We start from the raw sequence: 21,425 nt of genomic DNA, 5'->3' as shown, positions 1-21,425 counted from the left end.
TCACTTGCTCGCTTTCTCGTCGTCGGTCAGGGAGGGGGAAGACGCCCTGGGGATCAGCGGTGCCGCCGGGCGGGCCTGTGCCGCCGTCCTCCCGCTCAGCCGCTCCCGCAGCCGGCCAAAGACGTGACGGCACCACAGGGACCACACCGCCCGTCCGGGACCGCGGTCGTCCCGGGCGTACCAGGCCAGTTCGCGGCCGCCCGGCGCCGGGCGCAGCGCGGCCAGCGGGGCGTAGTTCTCCACCACGAACATCCGTCCGGCCAACGGGGTTCCGCCGGAGAGCGGGCGGCCCGTCAGGTCCAGGTGCAGAGCGCGTACGACGTCCAGTCCCGCGCTGTCCGCGAAGAGCCGGAACTGGGCGCCGGGGCGCGGATTGAAGTCGAGCAGGTGGTAACGGCCCGTGCTGCCGCAGCGGCGGAAGTCGAGGTCGAGGACACCCCGGTAGCCCAGCTCGCCCGTGAGCCGCTCGGCCAGTGCCCGGACCTGGGGGTTGGGTACCCAGCGGCCCACCGCCGTCAGACCCGCTCCGCGCGGCCAAGCCAGTTCCTTGCGACCCGTTCCGCCCGCGCTCACGGTGCCCGAGCCGTCGGCGTAGCCGTGGAAGAACCAGTCCCTCTCCGGCCCCGGCGCCAGGTACGCCTGCAGCAGCAGCGGGCTGCCCGCCTCCGCGGTGCGCAGGTACAGCTCCCGGGCCTGCCGCGCGGACCGCACCAGCAGCGTGCTGCGCAGCCCGCTGCCGGCCGGCAGCAGCCAGGGCCGGCTCCACTTCGCCACCACGGGCACTCCGAGCCGCCGCACGGCGTCGGTGGCCCGCCCCGGGCTGTCCGGGACCAGCGTCACCGGGTGCGGAACGTCCGCGGAGGCACACACGGTGGCCAGTTCCGCCTTGTCGGCGACGCGTTCGGCGAGTGCGCCCGGCATGGCCGGCAGCAGGTAGGAAGGGGCCAGCGCGTCCCGCGCACGCGCCACGGCGATCGCGCTCGCGTCGTCCAGCGGGATGAGGACGGCGGGAGACGCGATCTCGTCGGCCACACGGCGCAGCACGGCGAGGACGTCGTCCGCGGAGGCTCCCGGAGGGGGTGCGGGATGCAGGCGACGTACGTAGCGCGACCTGCCGACGGGACTTCCCGCGCAGTCGGCGACGACATGCACCTCCACTCCCGCCCTGCCGAGCGAACGCACGGCGCCCAGCGTTCCGTGGTGAAAAGGATTCCGGTCGATCCGCAGCAGTACGGCGGGGACGCGGGTGTCGAGCAGCGGCACGAATTCTCTCTCTCTTGGGAAACGGCTCACTCGCACGGGTGAGCACAGCACTCGAAAGCCCTACGGGCGGTGGCGTCATGCCCTTTTCCATGCCTGACTTCATATGACTGTCCGTCAATATGTGAAATGGCGGCAGGAATGTCGGACGAGGGTCAAGGGAAGGAGCGGGCATGGCTCCACAACTCAGGCGGACCGGAATCCGCGGGCTGGTCGCGGGTGTGGTGGCGGTCGCCGCGTCGGTCACTCTGGCGTCCGGTCCCGCGGTGGGGGCGGGGACGGTACGAGCCGCGGATCCACGGGCTTTGGCGCCGCCCGCGACAGCGCCCGCCGGCTCGCCCCCGGCCGCCCCCGTACCGTCGGCGTCGCCCTCGGCGGCCACCGCGGTGCCGGGTCCGCGGGCGCCGGCCTTCGGCGCCTTCCTCGCTTCCGATGCCCGCGGTGTGGCCCGTATGGCGCAGTTCAGCCACTGGCTCGGCGGCGCCGAGCTCCGTGTCGGTCACACCTACCTGCCCGGCGACCGGTGGCGGGACATCGAGGGGGACGTCCACCTCCTCGCGCCGTGGGCGCGCTGGCGCAACGGGAAGGACGACCGGATGCTCGTCCTGAACGTGCCCCTGCAGGAGCGCAACGAGGAGGGCGTCTCCGACGGCGAGGTCCGGCAGCTGCTGCGGCGGGGCGCGGCCGGGGAGTTCGACCACCACTTCCGGGTCCTGGCCGAGCGGTTGGTCCGGCTGAAGGCGCCGGACACGATCCTGGTGCTCGGCTGGGAGATGAACGGCACGACGTACACCCACCGGTGCGGGCCGGACCCCGGGTCCTGGAAGAAGTACTGGAACAGGGTCGTCGCCGTCATGCGTTCGGTGCCGGGCCAGGAGTTCCGGTTCGACTTCACGCCGAGCCGCGGCCGGGACGCCGTTCCCTGGACCGAGTGCTACCCGGGGGACGACACGGTCGACGTCATCGGTATGGACTCCTACGACCAGCCGGCCGGCATGTCGTTCGATCAGCAGGTGGAGGAGCCGTACGGGCTCCAGGCGCATGTGGATTTCGCCAAGGCGCACGGCAAACCCATTTCCTATCCCGAGTGGGGCCTCTTCCGCAACGGCGACAATTCCGCCTACGTGCGGCGCATGCTCGCGTGGATCGACGAGCACAAGCCGCTCTACAACACGCTGACCGACTACTGTCCGCACGGCGTGTGGCAGTGCCGGTCCAACCCGGACTCGTCCCGCGTCTACCGGTCCGCCCTCTCCGGCCGCGCCGACGAGGCGACCCCCGCACCCATCCCCACGCCCACACCCACCCCCACGCCCACACCGACGGAGCCCGGCACGCCGCCGCCCCCGGACCAGTGCTCGCGGCTGGACCTGGGCAAATGGGTGGAGTACTGGCTCGGAGAGAGGCTCTGCCTGCGCTTCGGATGGTGGTCGCGCACCGGCTAGCGCACCCGTCCTCCCGGCCGGCGGCGGGTGGGCCAGGCCCCGCTCCCCGGCGCCGCGTTCCGCCGGACCCGCCGCCCTCACCGCGGCCCGTGCGCATCGGCGGACACCGCCGGACCGGGCACCGAGGGGGCGCCGGGGGAGTCCTCGCCCCGGCCGCTCCGCCCCGGTCGGACCAGCAGGGCCAGGCCACCCAGCAGCCCGCCCGCGCTCGCACCCACCGACGTGGTCACCACCGACGACGCTGACGTCGGCTCGCTCGGCTCGACCGCGCGTGAGAACTGCACGAGCCGGACCTGGGTGCTGCCCCTGGCGTGGTCGGCGTGGCGCGTCAGCGCGCGGGAGACCGCGTTGGCCATGTCGACGGCGAGGCCGGGCCGCGAGGAGGTGGCCGAGACGGCGACCATCGGCGCGTCCGGCGAGGTCGCCGTGCGGACCCTGTCCCGCAGCGTCCGCGCCGGCACGCCCGCCCACACCTGCGCGTCCCCGAGCACCGCGAGCTGTGTGGCCACGCGGCCGTACGCCTGCGCGAAACCGCGGGCGGCCTCCGGGGTGGACCCCTCGACGGGTACGGCGACGACATAGCTGGTGGCCGTGTAGTCAGCGGGAGTGAACAGGCCGTACGCGCCGCCGAACAGGGCGCCGGCGAGGGTGCCGGCCGCGAGCACGGACCACGACGGCGGCCTTCTGACCTGAGCCGGGGAAAGCCGGAACCGACGGGTCGGAGTGTGGGTCATGACGGGTTCGCTCCGAGGGGGGAGGACGATGACGAACGGGAGACCGCCGCCGCGTACACGTCGACGAGGCGGGCCGTGCTGCGGGTGATGCAGTAGCGGTGCGCGGCCTCGGGGACCGGGTTGCGCCGGGCGCCTCCCGTGCGCACCGCGGCGATCGAGCGGGCGTACGCCTCGGGGCCGCCACGCACCCGCCGGGCGCCGGCGGTGGCCGGCGGCGGCAGGTCCTCGATCGCGGGGCAGGAGGCGTACAGGACGGGCAGCCCCGACGCCAGCGCCTCGACGGCCGCCAGGCCGAAGGACTCCTCCGCGGAGGGGGACGCGAACAGGTCCATCGCGGAGGTGAGCGAGGGGAGGTCGGGGCCCGGGGAGCCGTCCGGGGCGTAGGGGCGTTCGCCGGTGAACAGGACACGGCCGGACACACCGGCCTCGTGGGCCGTGCGGCGCAGGACGTGTTCCTCGGGACCGCCGCCCACCAGCAGCAGCCAGTGGTTCTCCGGGAGCCGGGTGAGCGCGTGGATGAGGACGTCGAACCGCTTCCCCCGGGCGAGCCGGCCGACACCGCCGATGACGAACGCCCCCTCCGGCAGGCCGAGACGTCGTCGACAGCGCGCCCGCCGTTCGGGGTCGAAGCGGAAGCGTTCCAGCTCGATGCCGTTGGGGACGACCTCGATGCGGGGCGCGGGCACGCCCCAGTGCATCAGGCGGCGGGCCACCGCCGAGGAGACGGCGACCGTCGTCGAGCCGAGCCGCTCGCTGGCGAGGTACAGCGCGCGTACCCCCGCTGTCAGCCCGCGGCCCTCCATCTGGGAGTCGCCCAGGGAGTGCTCGGTGGCGACGACGGCGCGGACCCCGGCGACGCGCGCGGCCAGCCTGCCGTAGACGCAGGCCCGGTACAGGTGCGTGTGCACCAGGTCGTACCCGCCGGCGCGGATCAGCCGGACCAGGCGGGGCAGGGCGGTCAGGTCACGGTTGCCGGCCATGCCGAGATGCACGACGCGGACACCGTCGGCGGTGAGGCCCTCGGCGACCGCGCCGGGGTTGGTGAGGGTGACGACCTCGCAGTCGACGGGCAGATGGCGCAACAGCAGGCGCAGTTGCTGCTCGGCCCCGCCGACGCCGAGGCCGGTGATGATGTGCAGGACCCTCATCTCACCGGCCTTCCACGGGGCGACGGCGCAGCCGGTGCAGCCGGTGCTTGAGGTACAGCCGCCAGGCCCCGTCGTTCTGGCCGACGTGGACGCGGGGCAGGGCGTGCGGACCGGTCAGCGGGCCGGGGTCGATGGCGCAGGCGTAGGCGTACCCCGCTTCCCGTACGGCCTCGACCGCGCGAGCGTCGACCGTGCCGTACGGGTAGCAGAAGCCGTCGGCCCGGAGGCCGGTCAGCTCCGCCAGGCGCGCGCGGCTCTCGGCGACCTCGGCCTTGAGGGTGAGGTCGTCCACCCGGGTGAGGTCGACGTGGGTCAGTCCGTGCGAGCCGATCTCCACGCCCTCGGCGGCCGCCTGGCGGACGCCGTCCGCGGTCAGCAGCGGCTTGCGGGGGCCGAGCGGGTCCCAGGCGTTGTCGCCGCCGAACCGCCCTGGCAGCACGAAGAGGGTGGCGCCGTGGTTCCACCGGCGCAGCAGCGGCAGGGCGGCGGTGACGAAGTCGGCGTACCCGTCGTCGAAGGTGAGCCCGACCAGGTCCCGTCCCCCGCCCCGGGCGCGGGCGGCCAGCAGGTCGGCCACGGACACGCCCCGCAGCCCCCGGCGGCGCAGCCAGGCCAGCTGCTCGCCGAGCCGTTCGGGCGTGACCGTGATGCGGTACGGGTCGTCCGAGCAGTCGCCCACGGAGTGGTACATCGCCACCCAGGGCAGAGGGCCGGGGCGCGGGGCGGGGAGTGCGGCGGTCCTGAGGGAATCAATGGGAGCGGCCATGGGTCAGCCTTCGTGTGACGGTGCGTACGGAACGCACTGCGGACGGGAAACCCCGGGCACCGGAGGCCCAGGTGAGCGGGACGAAGACGGCGGTCGCGGTCAGAGCGCCGGCCGCGAGGCCCCCCGCCGCGGACGGGACCTGGCTCGCGGCCAGCGTCCCGGTGACGGTGGCGGCTGCCGCCGCGAGCAGGGGTCTGCCCAGCTCGGCCAGGACCCGCCGGACGCGGATCGAGACACCGCGGGGGCTGCCGCGCCGGGCCGTTCGCACGCCGGCGAGCAGCAGGGCGGCCGTGACGGTGATGCCGAAGGCGTTGGCGGCGGCGATCCCCGCCACACCCCAGGTGCGCACCGTGGCGGCACCGGTCAAGGAGGTCACCGCGATGCCCGCGGCCATCATGCCGACGGGATACCAACTGGGCCGGCCCGCCGAGAAGTACGAGCGGACCAGGGCGCCCACCAGGGTCTGGCCCAGCAGCCCGAGGGCGTACACGCGCATGACGCCCGCCGTCGCCACGGTGTCCGCCGCGGTGAAGGCACCCCGCTGGAAGAGCAGCTCGATCATCTGCGGGGCACAGGCGATCACCACGCACATGCCCAGCAGCACCACGCACGAGGCCAGCACCAGGTCCCGCTCCACCCGGCCGCGGGCGCGCTCGGTGTCCCCGTCCGCGAGCGCCCGCGCCACCACGGGGAAGGTGACCGTGCACGCCATCAACGACAGCGTCATCGGGATCTGGGCCACCTTCTGCGCGTAGTTCAGATGGGAGATGGCCCCGGCGGGCAGCGACGAGGCGAGGAAGCGTTCGACGAGGACCTGGGACTGGCGGCACAGGGCGAACAGGAGTACGGCGGAGATCAGGACGAGACCCATCGGCCGTTCCCCGGCCGCCGTCCCGGTTCCAGGTCCGGCGGCGGTGCGTGACGTCAACTGCCGCCACAGAGAGGGCAGTTGCACTGCCACCATCAGGAAGCCGCCCACCGCGACCCCGACCGCCGCGGAACGTACGCCCCACCGGCCGCCGAGCAGGAACATCGCGGCGATGATGCCGGTGTTGTGAGCGACGTAGATCGCTGCGGGCGCCAGGAAACGGTGGTGTGCCCGCAGAGCGGCACTGCAGTACCCGGCGAGCCCGAAGGCCAGCAGACTGAGCGCCGTGAGCCGGGTGCAGTCGACGGCCAGGCCGGGGCCGGCCAGGCCGGGCGCCAGGGCCTGGACCAGGTAGGGAGCCGTACCGGCGACCAGCGCGGCCACCGCGGCGAGGGCGAGGCACAGGCGGGGCAGGGTGGCGGCGACCAGGGCACGGACCGGGTCGCCCGGGGCGCCCCGGGCGCGCCGGGCCAGCGCCAGGCTGAACGCCGGGACCAGCACCAGCGCCAGCCCGTCCTCGATCAGCAGCGTGGCGGCCAGCTCCGGCACGGTCCACGCGACGAGGAAGGCGTCCGTGTCGCTCCCGGCACCGAACAGCCGTGCCAGTGACTGGTCGCGCACCAGGCCGAGCAGGGAGCCGGCGATGGACAGCGACGCCGTGACGAGCGTGGCCCGGGCGAGCGTCTTGCGGGAGGCCGCGGCCGGGCCGGCCCCGGCCGGGCTCGCCGCACGCGCCGCGGGCACGGTCGCCGCTCCGCCGGCCTCGGGCCCAGGGGTCTGCGAGGGCACCACCGTCATCGGGTCACGGCCTCCTCGACGCGTCCCCGTGCCCCGCCCCGCGGCACGACCTCCCGCCGTCCGCCCTCGGCCAGCGCCCACCACGACGCGAGCCCCAGGGCCATGGCGGTCAGCACGGTCGAGGGACCGCCGATGTCCCCGTACACGAAGTCGGTCAGCAGCCAGACCAGCAGTCCGCAGGCGACGAGCGCGCAGTCGAGTCCCGGTCCGCGGCGGCGGACGCGCAGCAGCTCCCGCACCCCGCACACCAGCAGCGCCAGCCAGCCCCCGGCGAGGGCGAGCAGCCCGATCACCCCCTGCTCGCTCAGCACCAGCAGGTACATGCTGTGCGGCGACAGCAGGGCCTGCCTCTGGAACGCCACTCCGGCGCCCTCGATGTCACTGCCCGACGACAACGCCAGGGTGGCGTACCCGTCGCGGTGCTCGGGAAAGCCCTTCAGGCCCACACCGGTCACCGGGTTCTCGTGCCACATTCCGACGGCGGACGCCCACAGCGCGTACCGGTCGATGACGGACTGGTCGGGCGCGTCGGCGACCTGCGTGATGCTGTCGATCCGCTGCCGCAGCTGCGTTTCACCGCCGCCTGACGCGCCCATCAGGAGGAGCACTCCCGCGGCGACCACGGCCGCACCGGCCTTCAGCGCGCGCCGCAGCCCCGCCAGCGCCGACTGCGCGGCGAACGTCAGCACGGTCGCGATCCAGGCGCCCCGGCTGAAGGAGAGCGCGAGAGGGACCAGCAGCGCCAGCGCGCAGCCCGCGGCGGCCACCCGCTGCGCCGCCGGGGCCCGGCCCAGCACGATCCCGGTCGCGCACACCACGCCGAGGGCGACCACCGACGCCATGCCCATCACGTCCTGGGCCCCGAAGGTGCCGACCGCCCGGACGGGGTCGCCCTGGTAGGAGGCGCCGGTCCGGGTGACGTACTGGTGGACGCCGATGGCCCCCTGGTACAGCGCGAGCACCACGAACGACCAGGCCAGGACCCGGAAGTCGCGGTGGTGCCGGAGCAACAGCAGCACGGCCGCCGGGACCAGCACGAAGACCTGCAGGTAGCGGCCCATGCCGACGAGCCCGGCCGCGGGCGAGGGCGCCCCCAGGGCGGCGAGCGCGATCCCCACGACCGGCAGGCCCAGGACCAGGGCGGCGGTGGCCGACAGCGGGCGCCGGCCCCCCCGCCACAGACGGATCACGCAGTACCCCACCGCCAGCCCGGAGCCCAGGTCGGCGGGTTCCACGCCGCTCCCGGTCGGCGGCAGTGCCAGCAGGGCGAGCACTCCGGCCAGGGGCAGGACCGGTCCGAGCGCGGCGGCCCGGCGGGGGAGCGGTGCGAGGACGTGGGTCACGTCGGTCAGCTCCCCGTCGGACGTACCAGCGTGGCCGCGGTGCGCAGCAGGATGCAGACGTCCTGCCACAGGGACCAGTCGTCGATGTAGGCGTTGTCGAACCGGCAGCGGTCCTCGATCGAGGTGTCGCCGCGCAGCCCGTGGATCTGGGCGAGGCCCGTGATGCCGGTCCGCATGCGGTGACGGGCCGCGTAACCGGGATGGGTCTGGCTGAACTGCGTGACGAAGTAGCCGCGTTCGGGACGCGGGCCGACCAGGCTCATGTCGCCCCGGAGCACGTTCCACAGCTGGAGCAGCTCGTCGAGCGAGGTGCGCCGCAGCATGCGGCAGAAGCGGCCCATCTCGTTCTCGCCGGCCACGCTCCACCGGGTCGCCGACTCGTGCTCGTCGGCCGGGCGGTGGGTACGGAACTTCAGCAGCGTGAACGGCTTGCCGTCCCTGCCGATCCGCTGCTGCCGGAACACCACGCCCGGACCGCCGCTGAGACGCAGTGTCACCGCACACACCAGCAGCAACGGACTGACCAGCAGCAGCAGCGTCGCCGACAGGAGGATGTCGAGCGTCCGCTTGCCCACGCCGCCGCGGCGCACCGGGGACAGGTCCAGCCGGCGGCAGGAGAACCCGGCCAGCCGTTCCCCCGCGGCGTACGACGGGGAACCGGTGTCGAGCTCCCAGATCACGCAGCCCGAGTCGGCCAGCGTGCGCAGCAGCGGCGCCTGTTCGGCGCGTACCGAGGGGTGGACGGCCAGCACCGCCCGCACCCCGTTCTGGATGACCGCTCGCTCGACCTCCTCGCCGGTCCGCAGCACCGGGATCCCCTCGGTGCCGTCCGGCTGCTCGGCGACGATGCCGACCGGCCGCACGCCGCACCGCGGGTGGCGCAGGACGGCGGCGGCCACGCGCCGCGCGGTCGCCGGCGGGCCCACGACGAGCGCGGCGTGCGGCAGGCGCAGCAGTGCGGCACGCCGCTGTCCGTACACGGCCGCGCGCAGCGCGCAGCCCGCCACCGCCTGCAGGGCGAGACCCGTCAGCACGGTGCGGGCGGACAACGCGTGTTCCGGCCGGTACGCGGCCCAGAGCGCCGCGGGCGCCAGCCAGGCGGCGGCGACGCGGCCGCACACGGCGGGCAGTTCCTCCAGCAGGGCCGGTACCGGCGCCCGGCTGCCGCGGGGGCGCAGCAGGAGCGACGCGACGACGAGCAGGGTGATGAGCAGTGGCTGGCGCTGGGCGCCGGTGAGCGCCAGCGTGCCCAGCACGGCGGCGCCGGCGTCCGCGGCGACCAGCGGCAGCGGGGAGGCCGGCCGCGCCGGGGACCGCGTGAGGGGGAACCGGGAACCGGTCCCGAGCGGCGGCATGACGGAGACGGGTGAGAAGACGCCCTCCCGTGGCGCTGCGCTGGGGGAGGACACGGTACGTTCGGTGGTCACGAGTGGATGGACTCCCTGTCCTGGGTGGGCTCGACGTGCTGTGTCGTCCGGTTCGCCCCGGTGCCCGCGCCGGTGCCGAGCGGCTGTCCCGGCTCGGTGCCGTGGGCCGCGGCGTGTCCGCTCACGTCGAGCGGGCGCGCCCGTGGCGCGGCGGGCCAGGTGCCGAGCAGCTCGCGGTAGACGTCCGCGACCCGCGCGGCGGTGCGTCGTACGTCGTGGAGGCGCAGCACGTGCCGGCGGCCCTGTTCGCCGAGGGACTCACGCAGCGCCGGGTCGAGCAGCAGCCGGGTGACGGCCTCGGCCAGTGCCGCCGGGTCCTCCGGCGGGACCAGGCACCGGGCGGCGAGGGCGGACGGCAGGCTTTCGCGGGCGCCGTCGACGTTCGTGACCAGCACCGGCCGTCCGCAGGCCATCGCCTCCAGCGGGGCCAGCGCCATGCCCTCCCAGCGGGAGGGCAGGACGACGAGATCGGCGGCCTGGTACCAGCGGGAGACGTCGGCGACTTCTCCGGTGAACAGCACGGACCCGGGGGCCTCCCCGCGCAGCCGGTCACGGGCCGGTCCGTCGCCGACCAGGACGAGGCGGGCGCCGGGCACCCGCCGCGCGACGGTGTCCCACGCCCGCAGCAGGACGTCCTGCCCCTTCTGCCGGCACAGCCGCCCCACACAGACCGCGAGCGGCGCCGCCGGGTGGACGCCGGCGAGCGGCGCGAGCCCGGCTCGGGCGGTGCCGGCCACCGCTGGGCGGTAGTGCTCGGGGTCGATTCCGTTGGGGACGACGGCCCATCTGCCGGCGATCCCGGCGCGGACGCCGGTCGCGCGTTCCGCCTCGCTCACGCACACCACCCGTGCGGCCCAGCGCGCCCCCCATCGTTCCCACCGCAGGGCGAGGGCCGCGGTGCCCCCGCCGACCGCCTCGAACGACCAGGCGTGCGGCTGGAAGACGGTCGGAGTCCGCCCACGCACGGCGAGCCGGCCGGCGAGCCCGGCCTTGGCGCTGTGCGCGTGCACGAGGTCGGGGCGTACTTCGTCGACCAACCGCGCGAGGTCCCGTACCTCCCGCGTGAGCGAAGGGCCCGGCGATCGCGTCGCCCGCCAGTGCCGGACGTGTGCGCCGACCGCCCGCAGCCGGTCGGTGAGCGCGCTGTCGGGGCAGGCCGCGGTGACGTCCAGGCCGTCCGCCACCTGTGCTCGGACCAGGTCCGTCACGACGCGCGCGACGCCGCCGTCCACCGGCTGGGTGAGGTGCAGGATCCGCGGCGGACGGCTGAGGGGGACGGGGACACGGGCCCGGTCTCCCCGCTCGCGGAACCGCTCGGGCCGCGGGGGCGGCGTTCTCATCACCGGGCGTCGACCGTGGCGAAGAGCACGCCGGCCCACGCCGCGCCGTCCCGGGAGGCGAGCCGGATGGTCGCCTGGTCACCGGCGTGCGGCAGGCCTCCCGGGAGGTCGAACACGTCGGAGTCGTAGCCGAGGGCGCCCGCGTACTCCGGCACCCTCGCCGGGGCAGCCGCACCGGGTCCGCTGATGGTGGAGTTCAGGACGTCGCCGGGCGGGTCGGCGGGGCCGGAGAGCGGGGTGGAGCCGGATCCGGGCCGGCCGGTGGTCACGGTGAGCGAGTCGCCGGTGACGCCGCGGTCGCCGTCGTACGCCACCAGGCCCACGCTGCTCCCGGCGCCCGCGGCGAAGTCCAGGCCGCGCAGCCGGAGTTCCGCCGCGCGGGACCGCAGCGGCGCGAAACCGTCCCAGAGCGCGAGGTACCGCAGGGGTTCCGCCGGGTTCTCGTACGCCACCACCAGCGTCCAGCCGCCCCACGCTCCGGCCGCTGATCCGCCGGCGGCCACGTTGACCTGCGCCACGGTGTACGGACCCGGCCCGCTGTCCCGCACCAGCCGCGTCACGTCCGCCGATGCCTGGAAGGCGTCCGCGCTGTCGGTCACGCGGTGTCCGACGACCGTGTCCGCGAGGAGCTCCTTGTACTCTCCGCCCGGCTCGGCGATCAGCACCCGGCCGTTGTCCTGCGACGGCTTCTGTTCGCCGACGCGCAGGTTGCCGCCCCAGTACAGGCGCGCGTACGTCACCCGGGAGCCGGCGGGCAGACGGACCTCCGCGCGGGAGGAGTTGTAGGTGTTCGGGTCGCGGTCGACATCGACGTAGAACATGTCGAAGTCCCCGTTCACCCCGGCTCCGCCGGCCCGCGCGCCCGGGCACGAAGGGGCCTGGGCGCGGCAGCTGATGGAGACGTTGGCCGCGCGCACGATGCCGCCGTGCTGGAGCGCGGCGTGACGCTGGGCGAACGCGATGTCGTCCGCCTCGGGCGCGGGCGGCGCGGCCGGGGCGGACGCCGAGGAGCCGCCGAGAGCCCACACCGCGGCGAGGGCGAGCACGCCCACCGCCGCACGGCGGAACAACTGGTCCGGGGAATTGCGCATGGCCGGCGGTGCCCTTTCGGAACAGGGGATGGCGGGCAGCGGCACGAGTGCGACGCATCCGCCTGGAGGGATGATTCGGACGGTTCGCAACTCTAGTCACCAACAGGTCGAAACCACCGAAATCAGTGACATACCTAAATGTGTGTTGGATCCGTGAAGGAGGTTTCCGCCGGTCAGCGCGATCGAGCCGCCGCCCCCGGCGCCGACGGCGTCGAGGACGCCGTGCCCCTTTCGGCCGGTCCGCGTCCCCGACCGTCCGTGGCGACGGTGGCGCCGCCGAACGGGGACGGCGGCGCCACCCGCCCGGTGCGGTGCCCCATCAGGTACGTCGCGGCAGCGGGGTGAAAGGCGGGGCGGGCAGGAGCGCATGGCCGGTTGCGGGGCGGCACGGGCGCGTCCACGGTGGGCTGAGGCTCCCGCCCTCCCCGAAAGGACCCTCATGCGCGCTCTGCCTGCGCGGCCCGTCGCACTCAGTGCGCTGTGCGCCGCTCTCCTGACCGGGGTCACCGGCCCCACCGCCGTGGCGGCCGACTCGGCCTCCGGGCCGGCCCGGGCGGTGTCGCCCGGCACCTCGCTCTCCGCCGAGGACACGCTGCTCGCGCTGGTCGGGCACCTCACCGTGTGCGGAGTCGGCCTGGCCCCGGTCGCCGACCTGCTGACCGCCGTGATCGAGGCGGACGGCGGCGAACTCCCGCCGGACCGGGCCGAGGAGCTGGGCGAGGCCGCCGAGGAGGCCTTGGACGAGGCGGCCGCCAAGACCGCGACGGCCACGGTCGACGCACCGGCTCCGGTGCCAAACCCGCTGCTTGCCGCCACCGGGGCCGATCTCGCGGACGAGGCCCTGGACGGCGTGCGGGAGGCCGTCGACGGCCTCGTGGAGTCGCTCCTCTCCGACGACGACCAGGTGCCTTCCTTGGTCGACGACCTGCTGACCGAGGTGGACGAGCTCGTCGACGCGCTCACCCTCGGCGACTCGCAGGTGCCGATCCCGCCCGCTCCGCCGACGCCGTCCGGAACGTCGCCGTCGGCGTGGGCGCCTTCGGCGCCGGTCCTCACCCTTCCCGCTTTCACGCCGCTGGTACCGGTGATGCCGCCGGCCTCGTGAGGACCGGCGAGCGCCGTGCCGCGCGGCGCTCGCCGGTTCGGTCGCGGTACCGGTCTGCGGTCCGGGGGCGGTGGCACGGCCGTCGTCCGCCGGTCGTTCCCCCCGTGCGGGCGTCCCCGTCCCGTGGTCGCGTCCCGCGGAGTTCTCATATGAGGACTTGGCATTCGGCGGCATCCCCGATTCCGCTTTGCCCCGGACTCGTTGGGCACGGCGACAGCACTTCCCTCCGGCGACCCGCGTTGCCGAAGAAAGGAGCACGATGAAGCCTCTGAAGGCCGCCGCCGCCATGGCCGGATCGCTGATCATCGCCGGTGTCGCCACGCCCGCGTTCGCCGGCGACGCCGCCGAGCAGGCGCCCGTCGGCATCGGTACGGCGATCCCGGTCCGGAGCGTCAACGTCCTCGGCCTGCCGCTGCACGACCTGCGGGGCGCGCTCGACGCCGAAAGCGCGCAGTCACCGCTGCACAGGGTGCAGGACGTCAGGAGCGCGTTGGACAACACCGGGGTACTGCACCGCGGACTGCCGCTGCGGGGCTGAGCGCGCGCTTACGGAAGGGACGGTTCCGGCGGAGTCCGGGCCGTCCCTTCCCGCGTCCACGGGTGACGCCGTGTCGCCCGGCTGGAGATCCCGGCGCGCGGCCCCGCCCCGTGGACGTCCCGCAGCGCCTGCGCGAGTCCGCCGTCGGCCGACGCGGCCGGCCGGTGTCCAGTAGCCCGTTCCGCTTCACCCGCTCGGCGGGGCCCGCGCGTCGATGACCGGCGTGGCCGTCCACGGCCGTCCGGCACCCGCGTCGGTGCCGACGGCCGAAGCGGTGAACGCCCGGCCCACCCGCCGCGCCGCGCCCGCCTCCGGCCGGAACCGCCCCCTGGACTCCGGGTCCCCGGCGAACCCGGCGCGCACCACCTTCACCGCGAGCCGCGTCCCGGGGGGACCCCCCTGCCCGGGCCGCGTTCCGGACGGCGCCCGCGGGTGATCACCGGTCCGGCCGTGCGGCGGTGACCACGGGGGGCGCCCGGCGGTTACGGCTGCCGACAGCCGAACGGACAAGGAGCGGACCATGGGCATCGGCATCAGCGGCATCCCGGCGGACACCGGGGACGGACCACCCCGGCCGACGGGCGGAACACGGCGGGACCTCGCCCGCGGTCTGCTCGCCGCCGCGCTCGCCGCCGCATCGGCGACGGTGGCCGCCACCACCCGGCCGCCCCGCCCCCGGTCCACGCCCGGGGACGGGGGCGGGGCGGAGGGAGCCGGCTTCGCCCGGACCTATCGCGGTCGCCGCATCCAGGGGGTGTGGATCCCCGCGCGCGGCGCAGCCGTGGACGGCCGGTGGCACGTCACCGTGGACGGCCGCCCGCTCCATCTGATGCGACGGGCCGACGGCACCTGGCTGAGCATGGTCGACCACTACTGCTCGTACCCGACACCGCTCGGTGCCGCCCGCGCCGCCGTCGACGCCCTGGGCCCCGGCCGGCGGCTGCGCGCGCGGACCGCGACGCCGGCGGATGAGGGACACCCGCACCGGGGAGGCCGGCATGGCGTACGTGCGTAAGGACGCCGGCACGCTCTCGCGGGCGGAGAAGCGCCGGTTCGTCACGGCGCTGCTGGAACTCAAGCGGCGCGGCGAGTACGACGAGTTCGTGCGTATGCACATCGAGTACTTCTCGCCCGACGGCGAGCGCGGGCTGCGGGTCGCCCACATGGCGCCTTCCTTCCTGCCCTGGCACCGCCGGTTCCTGCTCGAACTGGAAGGCGCCCTGCGCCGGGTGGACTCCTCGGTGACCCTCCCCTACTGGGACTGGTCCCGCGACCGCACGGCCACCTCGGCACCGTGGACGGCCGACTTCCTCGGCGGCGACGGGCGTCGCTCCGACCAACAGGTGATGACGGGTCCGTTCGCCCATCGGACGGGCAACTGGACCCTCACGGAGGGCGCGACCGAAGAGGCCTTCCTCACCCGGGACCTCGGCCGCCGCCACGGCCCGATCGACCTGCCCACGAAGACCGAGCTGGAGTGGGCGCTGAAGGACGCCGTCTACGACGTGGCTCCTTGGGACTCGACGGTCACGCGGGGCTTCCGCAACAAGCTGGAGGGCTGGGGCACCGGCCGGGGAAGCGGCTCCTGGCGCAACCACAACAGGGTGCACCGCTGGGTCGGCGGGACCATGCTCGGCGACGCCTCCGTCAACGACCCCGTCTTCTGGCTGCACCACGCCTTCATCGACCTGCAGTGGCACCGCTGGCAGCGCAGGCACGGCCAGGCCCGCTATCTCCCGGCGGCACCACCGGGTCCCGGTGACGCGCAGCACGGCCGGATCGTGGCCCGACACCAGAAGCTGCCGCCCTGGGACGTGTCGCCCGACGAGTTGGAGGACGTCGGCCGGATCTACCGGTACGCGTAGCCGGCGCGACGCGGGGGAGCCCCGGTGTCCGGGCGTGCCGGGGCACTCGGTCCTGGACGGCAGCGCTCAGGCGCCGCGGCCCCCGGGCGGGCGTTCACCGGCGGCCGGTTCGGCGACGCCGGCCACGCCGACGGTGCCTTTCCGCACGTCGGCACGCCACGCCGACAGCCCGTCCCCGCGCGGGCGGAGGCCGCCGCGACGACGGACGACCTGGCCCGGCAGGCCGAAACCACTTGTCCGTTTCATGTGAACTTATGCAGCCAAAAGTGGTGACAGGAGATTTCTTCAGACACGGGCGTTTCATTCGTCAAAAGCGGCAAACGCCCTCTAGGGTAGGTACTAACAGTGACCGGTCCAACACGGACCGTGTCGTCTGACGAAACGGAGAAGTAATGCGCAAGATCCAGAAGGCTGCCGTCGTCGTCGCGATGCTCGGCAGTGTCGGCACTCTCGGCGCGGGGACCGCGATGGCCGGCGAGGCTGACACGAGCTTCGAGGTCAAGGGTGGCGGCTGCTCGGTGTCGGGCGACTCGAACCAGCTCATCGGCAACGTCGGTGTCCTGAACAGCGTGCTGTCCAACATCCTCACCTTCGGCAACGACGGTGACCAGGGCTCCCAGGCCAACGAGCTCGGCCACAAGGTGGACTGCTCCACCCGCGGCTTCACGGGCTGACTTCGAGTAGACGGTTGAGGGCAGGTCCCGGGACAGGAGTCCCGGGGCCTGCCCTGACACCCACATGAACCCGAGCGTTGATCTCACGCCATCTCTATCCAGGGGTACACGGGCAGTGGCCGAATGGTTCGAGACGTACAGCGCCGGGGGTACTACCGCAAAGGACAGAGCGGATGCAGAAGTTCAAGAAGATTGCAGTGGTGGCGGGATTCCTGGGGGGCTCCGTTCTGATGGGGCTCGGCACCGCACAGGCCCAGATGGGCGGTCTTCCCGCCTGTGACGAGAAGGCCGGCGACAGCCACTGCGGGCAGAAGCGCGAATACCAGTACACGACGGAGAACGGCAAGCACGTCCACGTCGTTGTCACGCGAGAAGGCTGCGCGATCAAGGGCAACAACACTGTGGACTGCTCCATTCACCACCCCTGACTCGGCTGGGGCGACGACGCCCGCTCGACGCAGCCGTCATCCCTTCTGACCTGCACCTGGCTCCCGCCGCAGTGTCATGGGCAGCGGCTGCCCGTATGCCAGATGGCCGGACCCGCCTATTCGGGACCGGCCATCCGGCGTTGTGCGGCGGGACCGCGTCCGGGTGAACCGATCCGGCGGGTTCCCGAGCGGGAGAACCGCGCACCGCGCGGATCGGCGGGATGACGTGGGGGCCCGGTCCCCGGGGCCGGGCCGTGATCCGGGCGGGCGCGGACCGAGACGGGAGCGCTCCGGCCGCGCGGCCGTCTCCCGACGTCTCCCGACGTCTTCGCGATCGTCGACCGGACGGCGTACCGGGCGTGTCCATGGAGAACGCGTCGGCGTTCGCGGTCGGCCACGCGTCGTGCGGTGGGGGCCCGCGCCGGGCGCCCGGGGGGGGGCGCCCCGGCGCCCGCGGGGGGGCCCGCCCCCGGCACCCGGGGCCCGCCCCCAACGCCCCCACGCGGCGGCTCAGCGGCGCTCCGCGCCCGCGGCACATCCGGTACGCGGTGATTCCACGGGAGTGCAGTACGGCAGACCCTCCAGGGGGCGGTCGGTGCAGAACCGGCCGATCAGGTCCGCCGATTCCTCCCTGCGCTCGACGGTGACCAAGTGGTCGGCCTCCCTGATGGTGGTGAACCGTGCCGCGGGCATGGTCGCGGCGAGCTCGCGGCCCATCTGTGGAGTGCACAGGGTGTCGTACTCTCCGGTGAACACCAGGGACGGCACCTCGGGGACGGGCAGAGGCTCGTAGCAGCCGTGCGTCAGCAGCCTCGTGTTGTGCTCGACCGCCTTCTTGACCTCGCCCGGGGTCTGGTTCAGGAACTGCCGGCGGAGAAGACGCGCGACGGCCGCGTGCTTGCGGACCCGGCCGGCGCCCGGGTTCGACATGAACAGCCGCACGAGTCCCTCGGCGGCGTCTTCGATCTCCCCGCGTTCGAGCGCGCTCGACAGGCGCGGTACGGCATCGGTGTAGATCCGGGGAAGGCGCTTGGCCGCACCGCAGAAAACGATCCGGCTGACGGACTCGGGATAGAGCTGCGCGAAGCGGAGGCCGACGACCTCACCGAAGCAGCCGCCGAAGAGATTCACTCGCGGCATCCCGATCTCCATCAGCATGTGTCTCACCGCGGTGGCAAGGAAGTCGATGCCGTATCGGGCGGGCAAGAAGTCCGAGGCGCCGTAACCGGGAAGATCCACTGTGATCAACGTGCACAGTGACGCGAGCCACTTCTCGTGTCCCTGCCACGAGTACCGGTCCTGGGACGAGCCCCCGAGAAGCAGCAACGGCGCTGTCTTTGGCGCGCGTTGGTAGACGATGCGGCATCCGTAAGCGAACCCGTCGAAAACGAGACCCCGTTCCTCCACCGGACCCGATGCCGTAGCGACGGGTCCGGAACACCCCGCTGTGATTTTCTGGGCGTTGATGACGGCAGTGCGCATGGACGGCTCCGGGAAAGACGGAAGGGCAGCGAACCGCCCCATCATTACCAGTAAGCCCCCCATGCCGATGTAATCACTCAATTGTGGGCGATCCTGGTTGAGCCGCTTGCCGATCCGGCGTGGTTGCCGTGGATCAGGCTCAGCCGTCGCCGGGCGATGGCCACACGGAATGCGCGGGACCGCGGCCGCCCGGTGCCCCGGCCCTCCGGGAGAACCGCGTCGGCGGGTCCGCGGAAGAGGGGAACCGCGTGCGCTCCACCGATCCGCTGGACGCGGTCCGGTCCCGGCGTCGGCCCGGTGGGCGGACGCCGGGGCTCGGAGGAGGAAGACGGCCGCCACGGTGCGGGGCGGCAGGGTTCAGGTGCCCGGTGCGGCGTCGCGCGGCAACGGACCGTGAGGTCCTCGAACCGGCCCGGACCCGGGCGGGACGCGGGTGCCCCTGCTTCCCCTGTTGGGCGCCCCCGGCAGGACTCGAACCTGCGGCCAAGCGCTTAGAAGGCGCCTGCTCTATCCACTGAGCTACGGGGGCCTGGTGTGGTGGCCTGACGTCGTGGAGCCCGCCGGGCGGACTGGTTCAAGACGTTGCCGGGGACAAGGATAGGGCTCCCGGCTCCTCGTCCCTGCTGCTTCCCCTCCGTGGCTCGATGTGGAGGTTCGGTGAAGCAGCATCGATAATCGCAGGCGAGTGCGAATCGCGCATCGCTTTCGGTGCCTCACGCGTCGAGTGTTGTCCACTCGTTATGCCTGGACCGTGTTCTCTCCCCACTCGCCCCTTCCGTCCCAAGTGTCAGATCGGCGCGCAGGCATACTCATATGCTTCAGAATTCCCCTAAAATTGGGCATTCTTCCCATGTGGTGACCTTGGACGTACGGCCTCAGCTGCTCGACGCACTCTCCGCCCTGCGCGACCGTGTCGCGGCCGCACGCTTCCCGCTGCCCCTGGCGGGGGCGCCACGCGCGCGTGCCAACCGCGACGAACTACTCGCCCAGCTCGACGACTACTTGATGCCCCGTCTGAGAGATCCGGAGTCACCGCTGCTGGCCGTCGTCGGGGGCTCCACCGGGGCGGGGAAGTCCACCCTGGTGAACTCACTCGTCGGCCGGCGGGTCAGCGAGGCCGGCGTGCTCCGGCCGACGACACGCACCCCGGTCCTGGTCTGCCATCCGGAGGACCACCACTGGTTCAGCGGCATGCGCGTGCTGCCCGACCTCACCCGCGTGTGGGTGCCCCACCAGGACCCCGGCGAGGACCTGCTGTTCCCCGGCGAGAACCCGGCGCGCGTCCTGCGCATCGAGACCGCCGACACCCTGCCGCCCGGCCTCGCCCTCCTCGACGCGCCCGACATCGACTCCCTGGTCGCCGACAACCGCACGCTGGCCGCCGAGCTGATCTGCGCCGCCGACATCTGGGTGATGGTCACCACGGCCGCCCGCTACGCCGACGCCGTCCCCTGGCACCTGCTGCGCACCGCCAAGGAGTACGACGCCACCCTGGTCACCGTTCTGGACCGGGTGCCCCACCAGGTGGTCTCCGAGGTGTCCCGGCAGTACGCGGCCCTGCTCACCAAGGCCGGCCTCGGCGACGTACCCCGGTTCACGGTGCCCGAGCTGCCCGAGTCCGCGTGGGGCGGCGGACTGCTGCCGGCCACCGCCGTGGCCGCGCTGCGCACCTGGCTCGTGCACCGGGCGCAGGACCCCGCCGCCCGCCAGCAGGTGATGGGCCGGACGGCGTACGGCCTCCTGGACTCCCTGAAGTTCCGGATGCCGGAGCTGGCCGGCGCCGCCGCCGCCCAGTACGCCGCCGCCCTGCGGCTCACCTCCGCCGTCGACACGGCGTACGACAGCGAGCACGCGCGCGTACGGGGCCGTCTCCAGTCGGGCGCCGTGCTCGCCGGGGACGCGTTGAAGCGCTGGCGGGCCTTCCCCCTCGACTGCGCCCCGGGGGAACTCCTCGACTCCCTGGTGGAGAGTCTCAGCGCGCTCCTGCTGTGTGCCGTCACCGCCGCCGACGAGCGGGTCGACGACGCGTGGCGGCGCGAACCGGCCGCCGCCCCCGCCCTGACGGCCGGTGCTCCCGCGCCGGACGACGCCGAGCACCGCATCGGGCTGGCCGTACGGCGGTGGCGGCGCGAGCTGGAGGAGTACGTCGAGGAGGAGGTCCGCGAACTCGACCGGAGCCTCGCGCCGGACCCCGAGGCGGTCGCCGCCCTGGTCGCCACCGTGCTGCTCGGGGGGCGCCGGGGGCGGGCGGCCGGGGAGTCGCTCGCCGAGCGGATCGGCGTCCACGGGGCGCTGCGGCTGCGGGACCGGGGCGGGAGCCTGCTCACCGAGCACGTGAACCGGATCATGCACGTGGAACGCGAGCGCCGGCTCGCCCCGCTGGACGCGCTGGACGTCCATCCCGAACCGCAGGCCGAACTCATCGCCGCGCTGTCCCTACTGCAGAAGGAGAGGTGACCGGTGACCGCCGTCACTGACCAGGACCCCACCAGGAACACCGACCACGCGGGCCCCAGAAGGAGGGAGGCCGGACGCGCGGGGACAGCCGGACCGGCGGGGGAGACCGCGCCCGCCGGGGAGCCGGGGGACGGCCCGGACGGTCCGGACGGCTCGGACGGTCCGGACGGCTCGGACGGTCCAGCCGGTTCGCCGGACGCCCACGGTGACCACGGCGGGCGCCAGGAGCGTGAGGGCCGTCCGCAGGGCCGGTCCGGGGACCGGGGGAGGATCCGGGGTCTGCTGCGCAGGGACGGCTCCGGCGGCGGTACCAGGAACCGCGCCACCACCGCACGGCGTACGGAGGGGCGGGAGAGACCGGACGGGCAGGACGCGCAGGACAGGCAGGACAGGCAGGGCAGGCAGGACAGGCGGAAGGGACGAGAAGGGCGGGAGGGACTGGTGAGGTCCAACGGACGGGAGGGACAGGAGGGATTGGAAAAGCCGGACGGACGGAGAAGGCATGAGAGGCCGGAGAGGTCAGACAGACGGGAGGGACGGGAGGGACGAGAGAAACGGGAAGGACGGGAAGGGAGGCAAGAGCGGGAAGAGTCGCGTGCCGCGCGGGTGCGGCGCCGTGCCGATGGTGACCGCCCGGCACCCGGGACCCCCGGCGG

19 protein-coding genes and 1 tRNA gene are annotated in these 21,425 nt (G+C 73.9%); 8 read left to right on the top strand and 12 right to left on the bottom strand.

Features of this window, described 5'->3' with window-relative positions; translation table 11 throughout:
• Positions 1-1,263, bottom strand: coding sequence for a carboxylate--amine ligase (locus ACY1JF_RS03045; protein WP_462703375.1), 1,263 nt, complete (start codon positions 1,261-1,263; stop codon positions 1-3).
• Between the two features lie 170 nt (positions 1,264-1,433).
• On the opposite strand from ACY1JF_RS03045, the gene ACY1JF_RS03040 reads away from it, so the two are divergent.
• On the top strand, positions 1,434-2,705 hold the full coding sequence (locus ACY1JF_RS03040) for a glycoside hydrolase family 26 protein (protein ID WP_462703374.1): 1,272 nt from the start codon (positions 1,434-1,436) through the stop codon (positions 2,703-2,705).
• A 77-nt stretch (positions 2,706-2,782) separates the two neighbouring features.
• Here ACY1JF_RS03040 and ACY1JF_RS03035 read toward each other — a convergent pair whose 3' ends face one another.
• The 8 genes from ACY1JF_RS03035 to ACY1JF_RS03000 are packed head-to-tail and all read right to left on the bottom strand — an operon-like array spanning position 2,783 to position 12,220.
• Complete coding sequence (locus tag ACY1JF_RS03035; protein ID WP_462703373.1) at positions 2,783-3,439, bottom strand: YveK family protein; 657 nt, start codon at positions 3,437-3,439, stop codon at positions 2,783-2,785.
• Positions 3,436-4,587 carry a glycosyltransferase gene (locus tag ACY1JF_RS03030; RefSeq protein WP_462703372.1) on the bottom strand — a complete coding sequence of 384 codons (1,152 nt, stop codon included), beginning with the start codon at positions 4,585-4,587 and terminating at the stop codon, positions 3,436-3,438. The genes ACY1JF_RS03035 and ACY1JF_RS03030 overlap by 4 nt, the downstream gene beginning before the upstream one ends.
• A 1-nt stretch (position 4,588) precedes the next feature.
• A complete protein-coding gene (locus tag ACY1JF_RS03025) occupies positions 4,589-5,353 on the bottom strand; it encodes a polysaccharide deacetylase family protein (protein WP_462703371.1) in 765 nt (254 codons plus the stop codon).
• Positions 5,337-7,019, bottom strand: coding sequence for a lipid II flippase MurJ (locus ACY1JF_RS03020; RefSeq protein ID WP_462703370.1), 1,683 nt, complete (start codon positions 7,017-7,019; stop codon positions 5,337-5,339). Before ACY1JF_RS03020 ends, ACY1JF_RS03025 begins: the two co-directional genes overlap by 17 nt.
• Positions 7,016-8,362, bottom strand: a complete 1,347-nt coding sequence (locus tag ACY1JF_RS03015) for an O-antigen ligase family protein (protein ID WP_462703369.1) — start codon at positions 8,360-8,362, stop codon at positions 7,016-7,018. The genes ACY1JF_RS03020 and ACY1JF_RS03015 overlap by 4 nt, the downstream gene beginning before the upstream one ends.
• A 5-nt stretch (positions 8,363-8,367) precedes the next feature.
• Positions 8,368-9,789 carry an exopolysaccharide biosynthesis polyprenyl glycosylphosphotransferase gene (locus ACY1JF_RS03010; protein ID WP_462703368.1) on the bottom strand — a complete coding sequence of 474 codons (1,422 nt, stop codon included), beginning with the start codon at positions 9,787-9,789 and terminating at the stop codon, positions 8,368-8,370.
• Positions 9,786-11,129 carry a glycosyltransferase family 4 protein gene (locus ACY1JF_RS03005; RefSeq protein WP_462703367.1) on the bottom strand — a complete coding sequence of 448 codons (1,344 nt, stop codon included), beginning with the start codon at positions 11,127-11,129 and terminating at the stop codon, positions 9,786-9,788. Before ACY1JF_RS03005 ends, ACY1JF_RS03010 begins: the two co-directional genes overlap by 4 nt.
• On the bottom strand, positions 11,129-12,220 hold the full coding sequence (locus tag ACY1JF_RS03000) for a DUF3344 domain-containing protein (RefSeq protein WP_462703366.1): 1,092 nt from the start codon (positions 12,218-12,220) through the stop codon (positions 11,129-11,131). Before ACY1JF_RS03000 ends, ACY1JF_RS03005 begins: the two co-directional genes overlap by 1 nt.
• 439 nt (positions 12,221-12,659) lie before the next feature.
• Here ACY1JF_RS03000 and ACY1JF_RS02995 point away from each other — a divergent pair, with 439 nt between their 5' ends.
• Together ACY1JF_RS02995 and ACY1JF_RS02990 are read left to right on the top strand one after the other, a co-directional pair.
• Positions 12,660-13,325, top strand: coding sequence for a hypothetical protein (locus tag ACY1JF_RS02995; protein ID WP_462703365.1), 666 nt, complete (start codon positions 12,660-12,662; stop codon positions 13,323-13,325).
• Positions 13,326-13,584: 259 nt separating this feature from the next.
• On the top strand, positions 13,585-13,863 hold the full coding sequence (locus ACY1JF_RS02990; protein ID WP_462703364.1) for a hypothetical protein: 279 nt from the start codon (positions 13,585-13,587) through the stop codon (positions 13,861-13,863).
• Positions 13,864-14,049: 186 nt separating this feature from the next.
• On the opposite strand, the gene ACY1JF_RS02985 is transcribed toward ACY1JF_RS02990, so the two are convergent.
• On the bottom strand, positions 14,050-14,235 hold the full coding sequence (locus ACY1JF_RS02985; RefSeq protein WP_462703363.1) for a hypothetical protein: 186 nt from the start codon (positions 14,233-14,235) through the stop codon (positions 14,050-14,052).
• Positions 14,236-14,383: 148 nt separating this feature from the next.
• Here ACY1JF_RS02985 and ACY1JF_RS02980 point away from each other — a divergent pair, with 148 nt between their 5' ends.
• The 4 genes from ACY1JF_RS02980 to ACY1JF_RS02965 all read left to right on the top strand — a co-directional run bounded on the left by ACY1JF_RS02980 (position 14,384) and on the right by ACY1JF_RS02965 (position 16,830).
• A complete protein-coding gene (locus tag ACY1JF_RS02980; protein WP_462703362.1) occupies positions 14,384-14,878 on the top strand; it encodes a tyrosinase family oxidase copper chaperone in 495 nt (164 codons plus the stop codon).
• Positions 14,862-15,728 (top strand): tyrosinase family protein, encoded by an 867-nt coding sequence (locus ACY1JF_RS02975; protein ID WP_462703361.1) that lies wholly within the window; start codon positions 14,862-14,864, stop codon positions 15,726-15,728. The genes ACY1JF_RS02980 and ACY1JF_RS02975 overlap by 17 nt, the downstream gene beginning before the upstream one ends.
• Positions 15,729-16,120: 392 nt before the next feature.
• Positions 16,121-16,402: a hypothetical protein gene (locus ACY1JF_RS02970; protein WP_462703360.1), complete on the top strand. Its 282-nt coding sequence runs from the start codon at positions 16,121-16,123 to the stop codon at positions 16,400-16,402.
• A gap of 173 nt (positions 16,403-16,575) precedes the next feature.
• The gene (locus tag ACY1JF_RS02965; RefSeq protein WP_462703359.1) at positions 16,576-16,830 is read left to right on the top strand and encodes a hypothetical protein; all 255 of its coding nucleotides are present in this window, start codon (positions 16,576-16,578) and stop codon (positions 16,828-16,830) included.
• 510 nt (positions 16,831-17,340) lie between these two features.
• On the opposite strand, the gene ACY1JF_RS02960 is transcribed toward ACY1JF_RS02965, so the two are convergent.
• Entirely contained in the window at positions 17,341-18,312 is a 972-nt protein-coding gene (locus tag ACY1JF_RS02960) for an alpha/beta fold hydrolase (RefSeq protein ID WP_462703358.1), read from the bottom strand.
• A gap of 456 nt (positions 18,313-18,768) precedes the next feature.
• Positions 18,769-18,841, bottom strand: a tRNA-Arg gene (locus ACY1JF_RS02955).
• Positions 18,842-19,164: 323 nt separating this feature from the next.
• On the opposite strand from ACY1JF_RS02955, the gene ACY1JF_RS02950 reads away from it, so the two are divergent.
• The gene (locus tag ACY1JF_RS02950) at positions 19,165-20,769 is read left to right on the top strand and encodes a dynamin family protein (protein ID WP_462703357.1); all 1,605 of its coding nucleotides are present in this window, start codon (positions 19,165-19,167) and stop codon (positions 20,767-20,769) included.
• Positions 20,770-21,425 lie beyond the last annotated feature (656 nt).

This window comes from Streptomyces sp. SYSU D01066-1 (genome assembly GCF_054956795.1).
This window is presented reverse-complemented; position numbering and strand designations above follow the sequence as displayed.

Excerpts from the sequence above, each read along its gene's own strand:
- ACY1JF_RS03040 (WP_462703374.1), top strand. The coding sequence starts at position 1,434 with ATGGCTCCACAACTCAGGCGGACCGGAATCCGCGGGCTGGTCGCGGGT.
- ACY1JF_RS03035 (WP_462703373.1), bottom strand. The coding sequence starts at position 3,439 with ATGACCCACACTCCGACCCGTCGGTTCCGGCTTTCCCCGGCTCAGGTC.
- ACY1JF_RS03030 (WP_462703372.1), bottom strand. The coding sequence starts at position 4,587 with ATGAGGGTCCTGCACATCATCACCGGCCTCGGCGTCGGCGGGGCCGAG.
- ACY1JF_RS03025 (WP_462703371.1), bottom strand. The coding sequence starts at position 5,353 with ATGGCCGCTCCCATTGATTCCCTCAGGACCGCCGCACTCCCCGCCCCG.
- ACY1JF_RS03020 (WP_462703370.1), bottom strand. The coding sequence starts at position 7,019 with ATGACGGTGGTGCCCTCGCAGACCCCTGGGCCCGAGGCCGGCGGAGCG.
- ACY1JF_RS03005 (WP_462703367.1), bottom strand. The coding sequence starts at position 11,129 with ATGAGAACGCCGCCCCCGCGGCCCGAGCGGTTCCGCGAGCGGGGAGAC.
- ACY1JF_RS03000 (WP_462703366.1), bottom strand. The coding sequence starts at position 12,220 with ATGCGCAATTCCCCGGACCAGTTGTTCCGCCGTGCGGCGGTGGGCGTG.
- ACY1JF_RS02995 (WP_462703365.1), top strand. The coding sequence starts at position 12,660 with ATGCGCGCTCTGCCTGCGCGGCCCGTCGCACTCAGTGCGCTGTGCGCC.
- ACY1JF_RS02990 (WP_462703364.1), top strand. The coding sequence starts at position 13,585 with ATGAAGCCTCTGAAGGCCGCCGCCGCCATGGCCGGATCGCTGATCATC.
- ACY1JF_RS02980 (WP_462703362.1), top strand. The coding sequence starts at position 14,384 with ATGGGCATCGGCATCAGCGGCATCCCGGCGGACACCGGGGACGGACCA.
- ACY1JF_RS02975 (WP_462703361.1), top strand. The coding sequence starts at position 14,862 with ATGGCGTACGTGCGTAAGGACGCCGGCACGCTCTCGCGGGCGGAGAAG.
- ACY1JF_RS02970 (WP_462703360.1), top strand. The coding sequence starts at position 16,121 with ATGCGCAAGATCCAGAAGGCTGCCGTCGTCGTCGCGATGCTCGGCAGT.
- ACY1JF_RS02965 (WP_462703359.1), top strand. The coding sequence starts at position 16,576 with ATGCAGAAGTTCAAGAAGATTGCAGTGGTGGCGGGATTCCTGGGGGGC.
- ACY1JF_RS02960 (WP_462703358.1), bottom strand. The coding sequence starts at position 18,312 with ATGCGCACTGCCGTCATCAACGCCCAGAAAATCACAGCGGGGTGTTCC.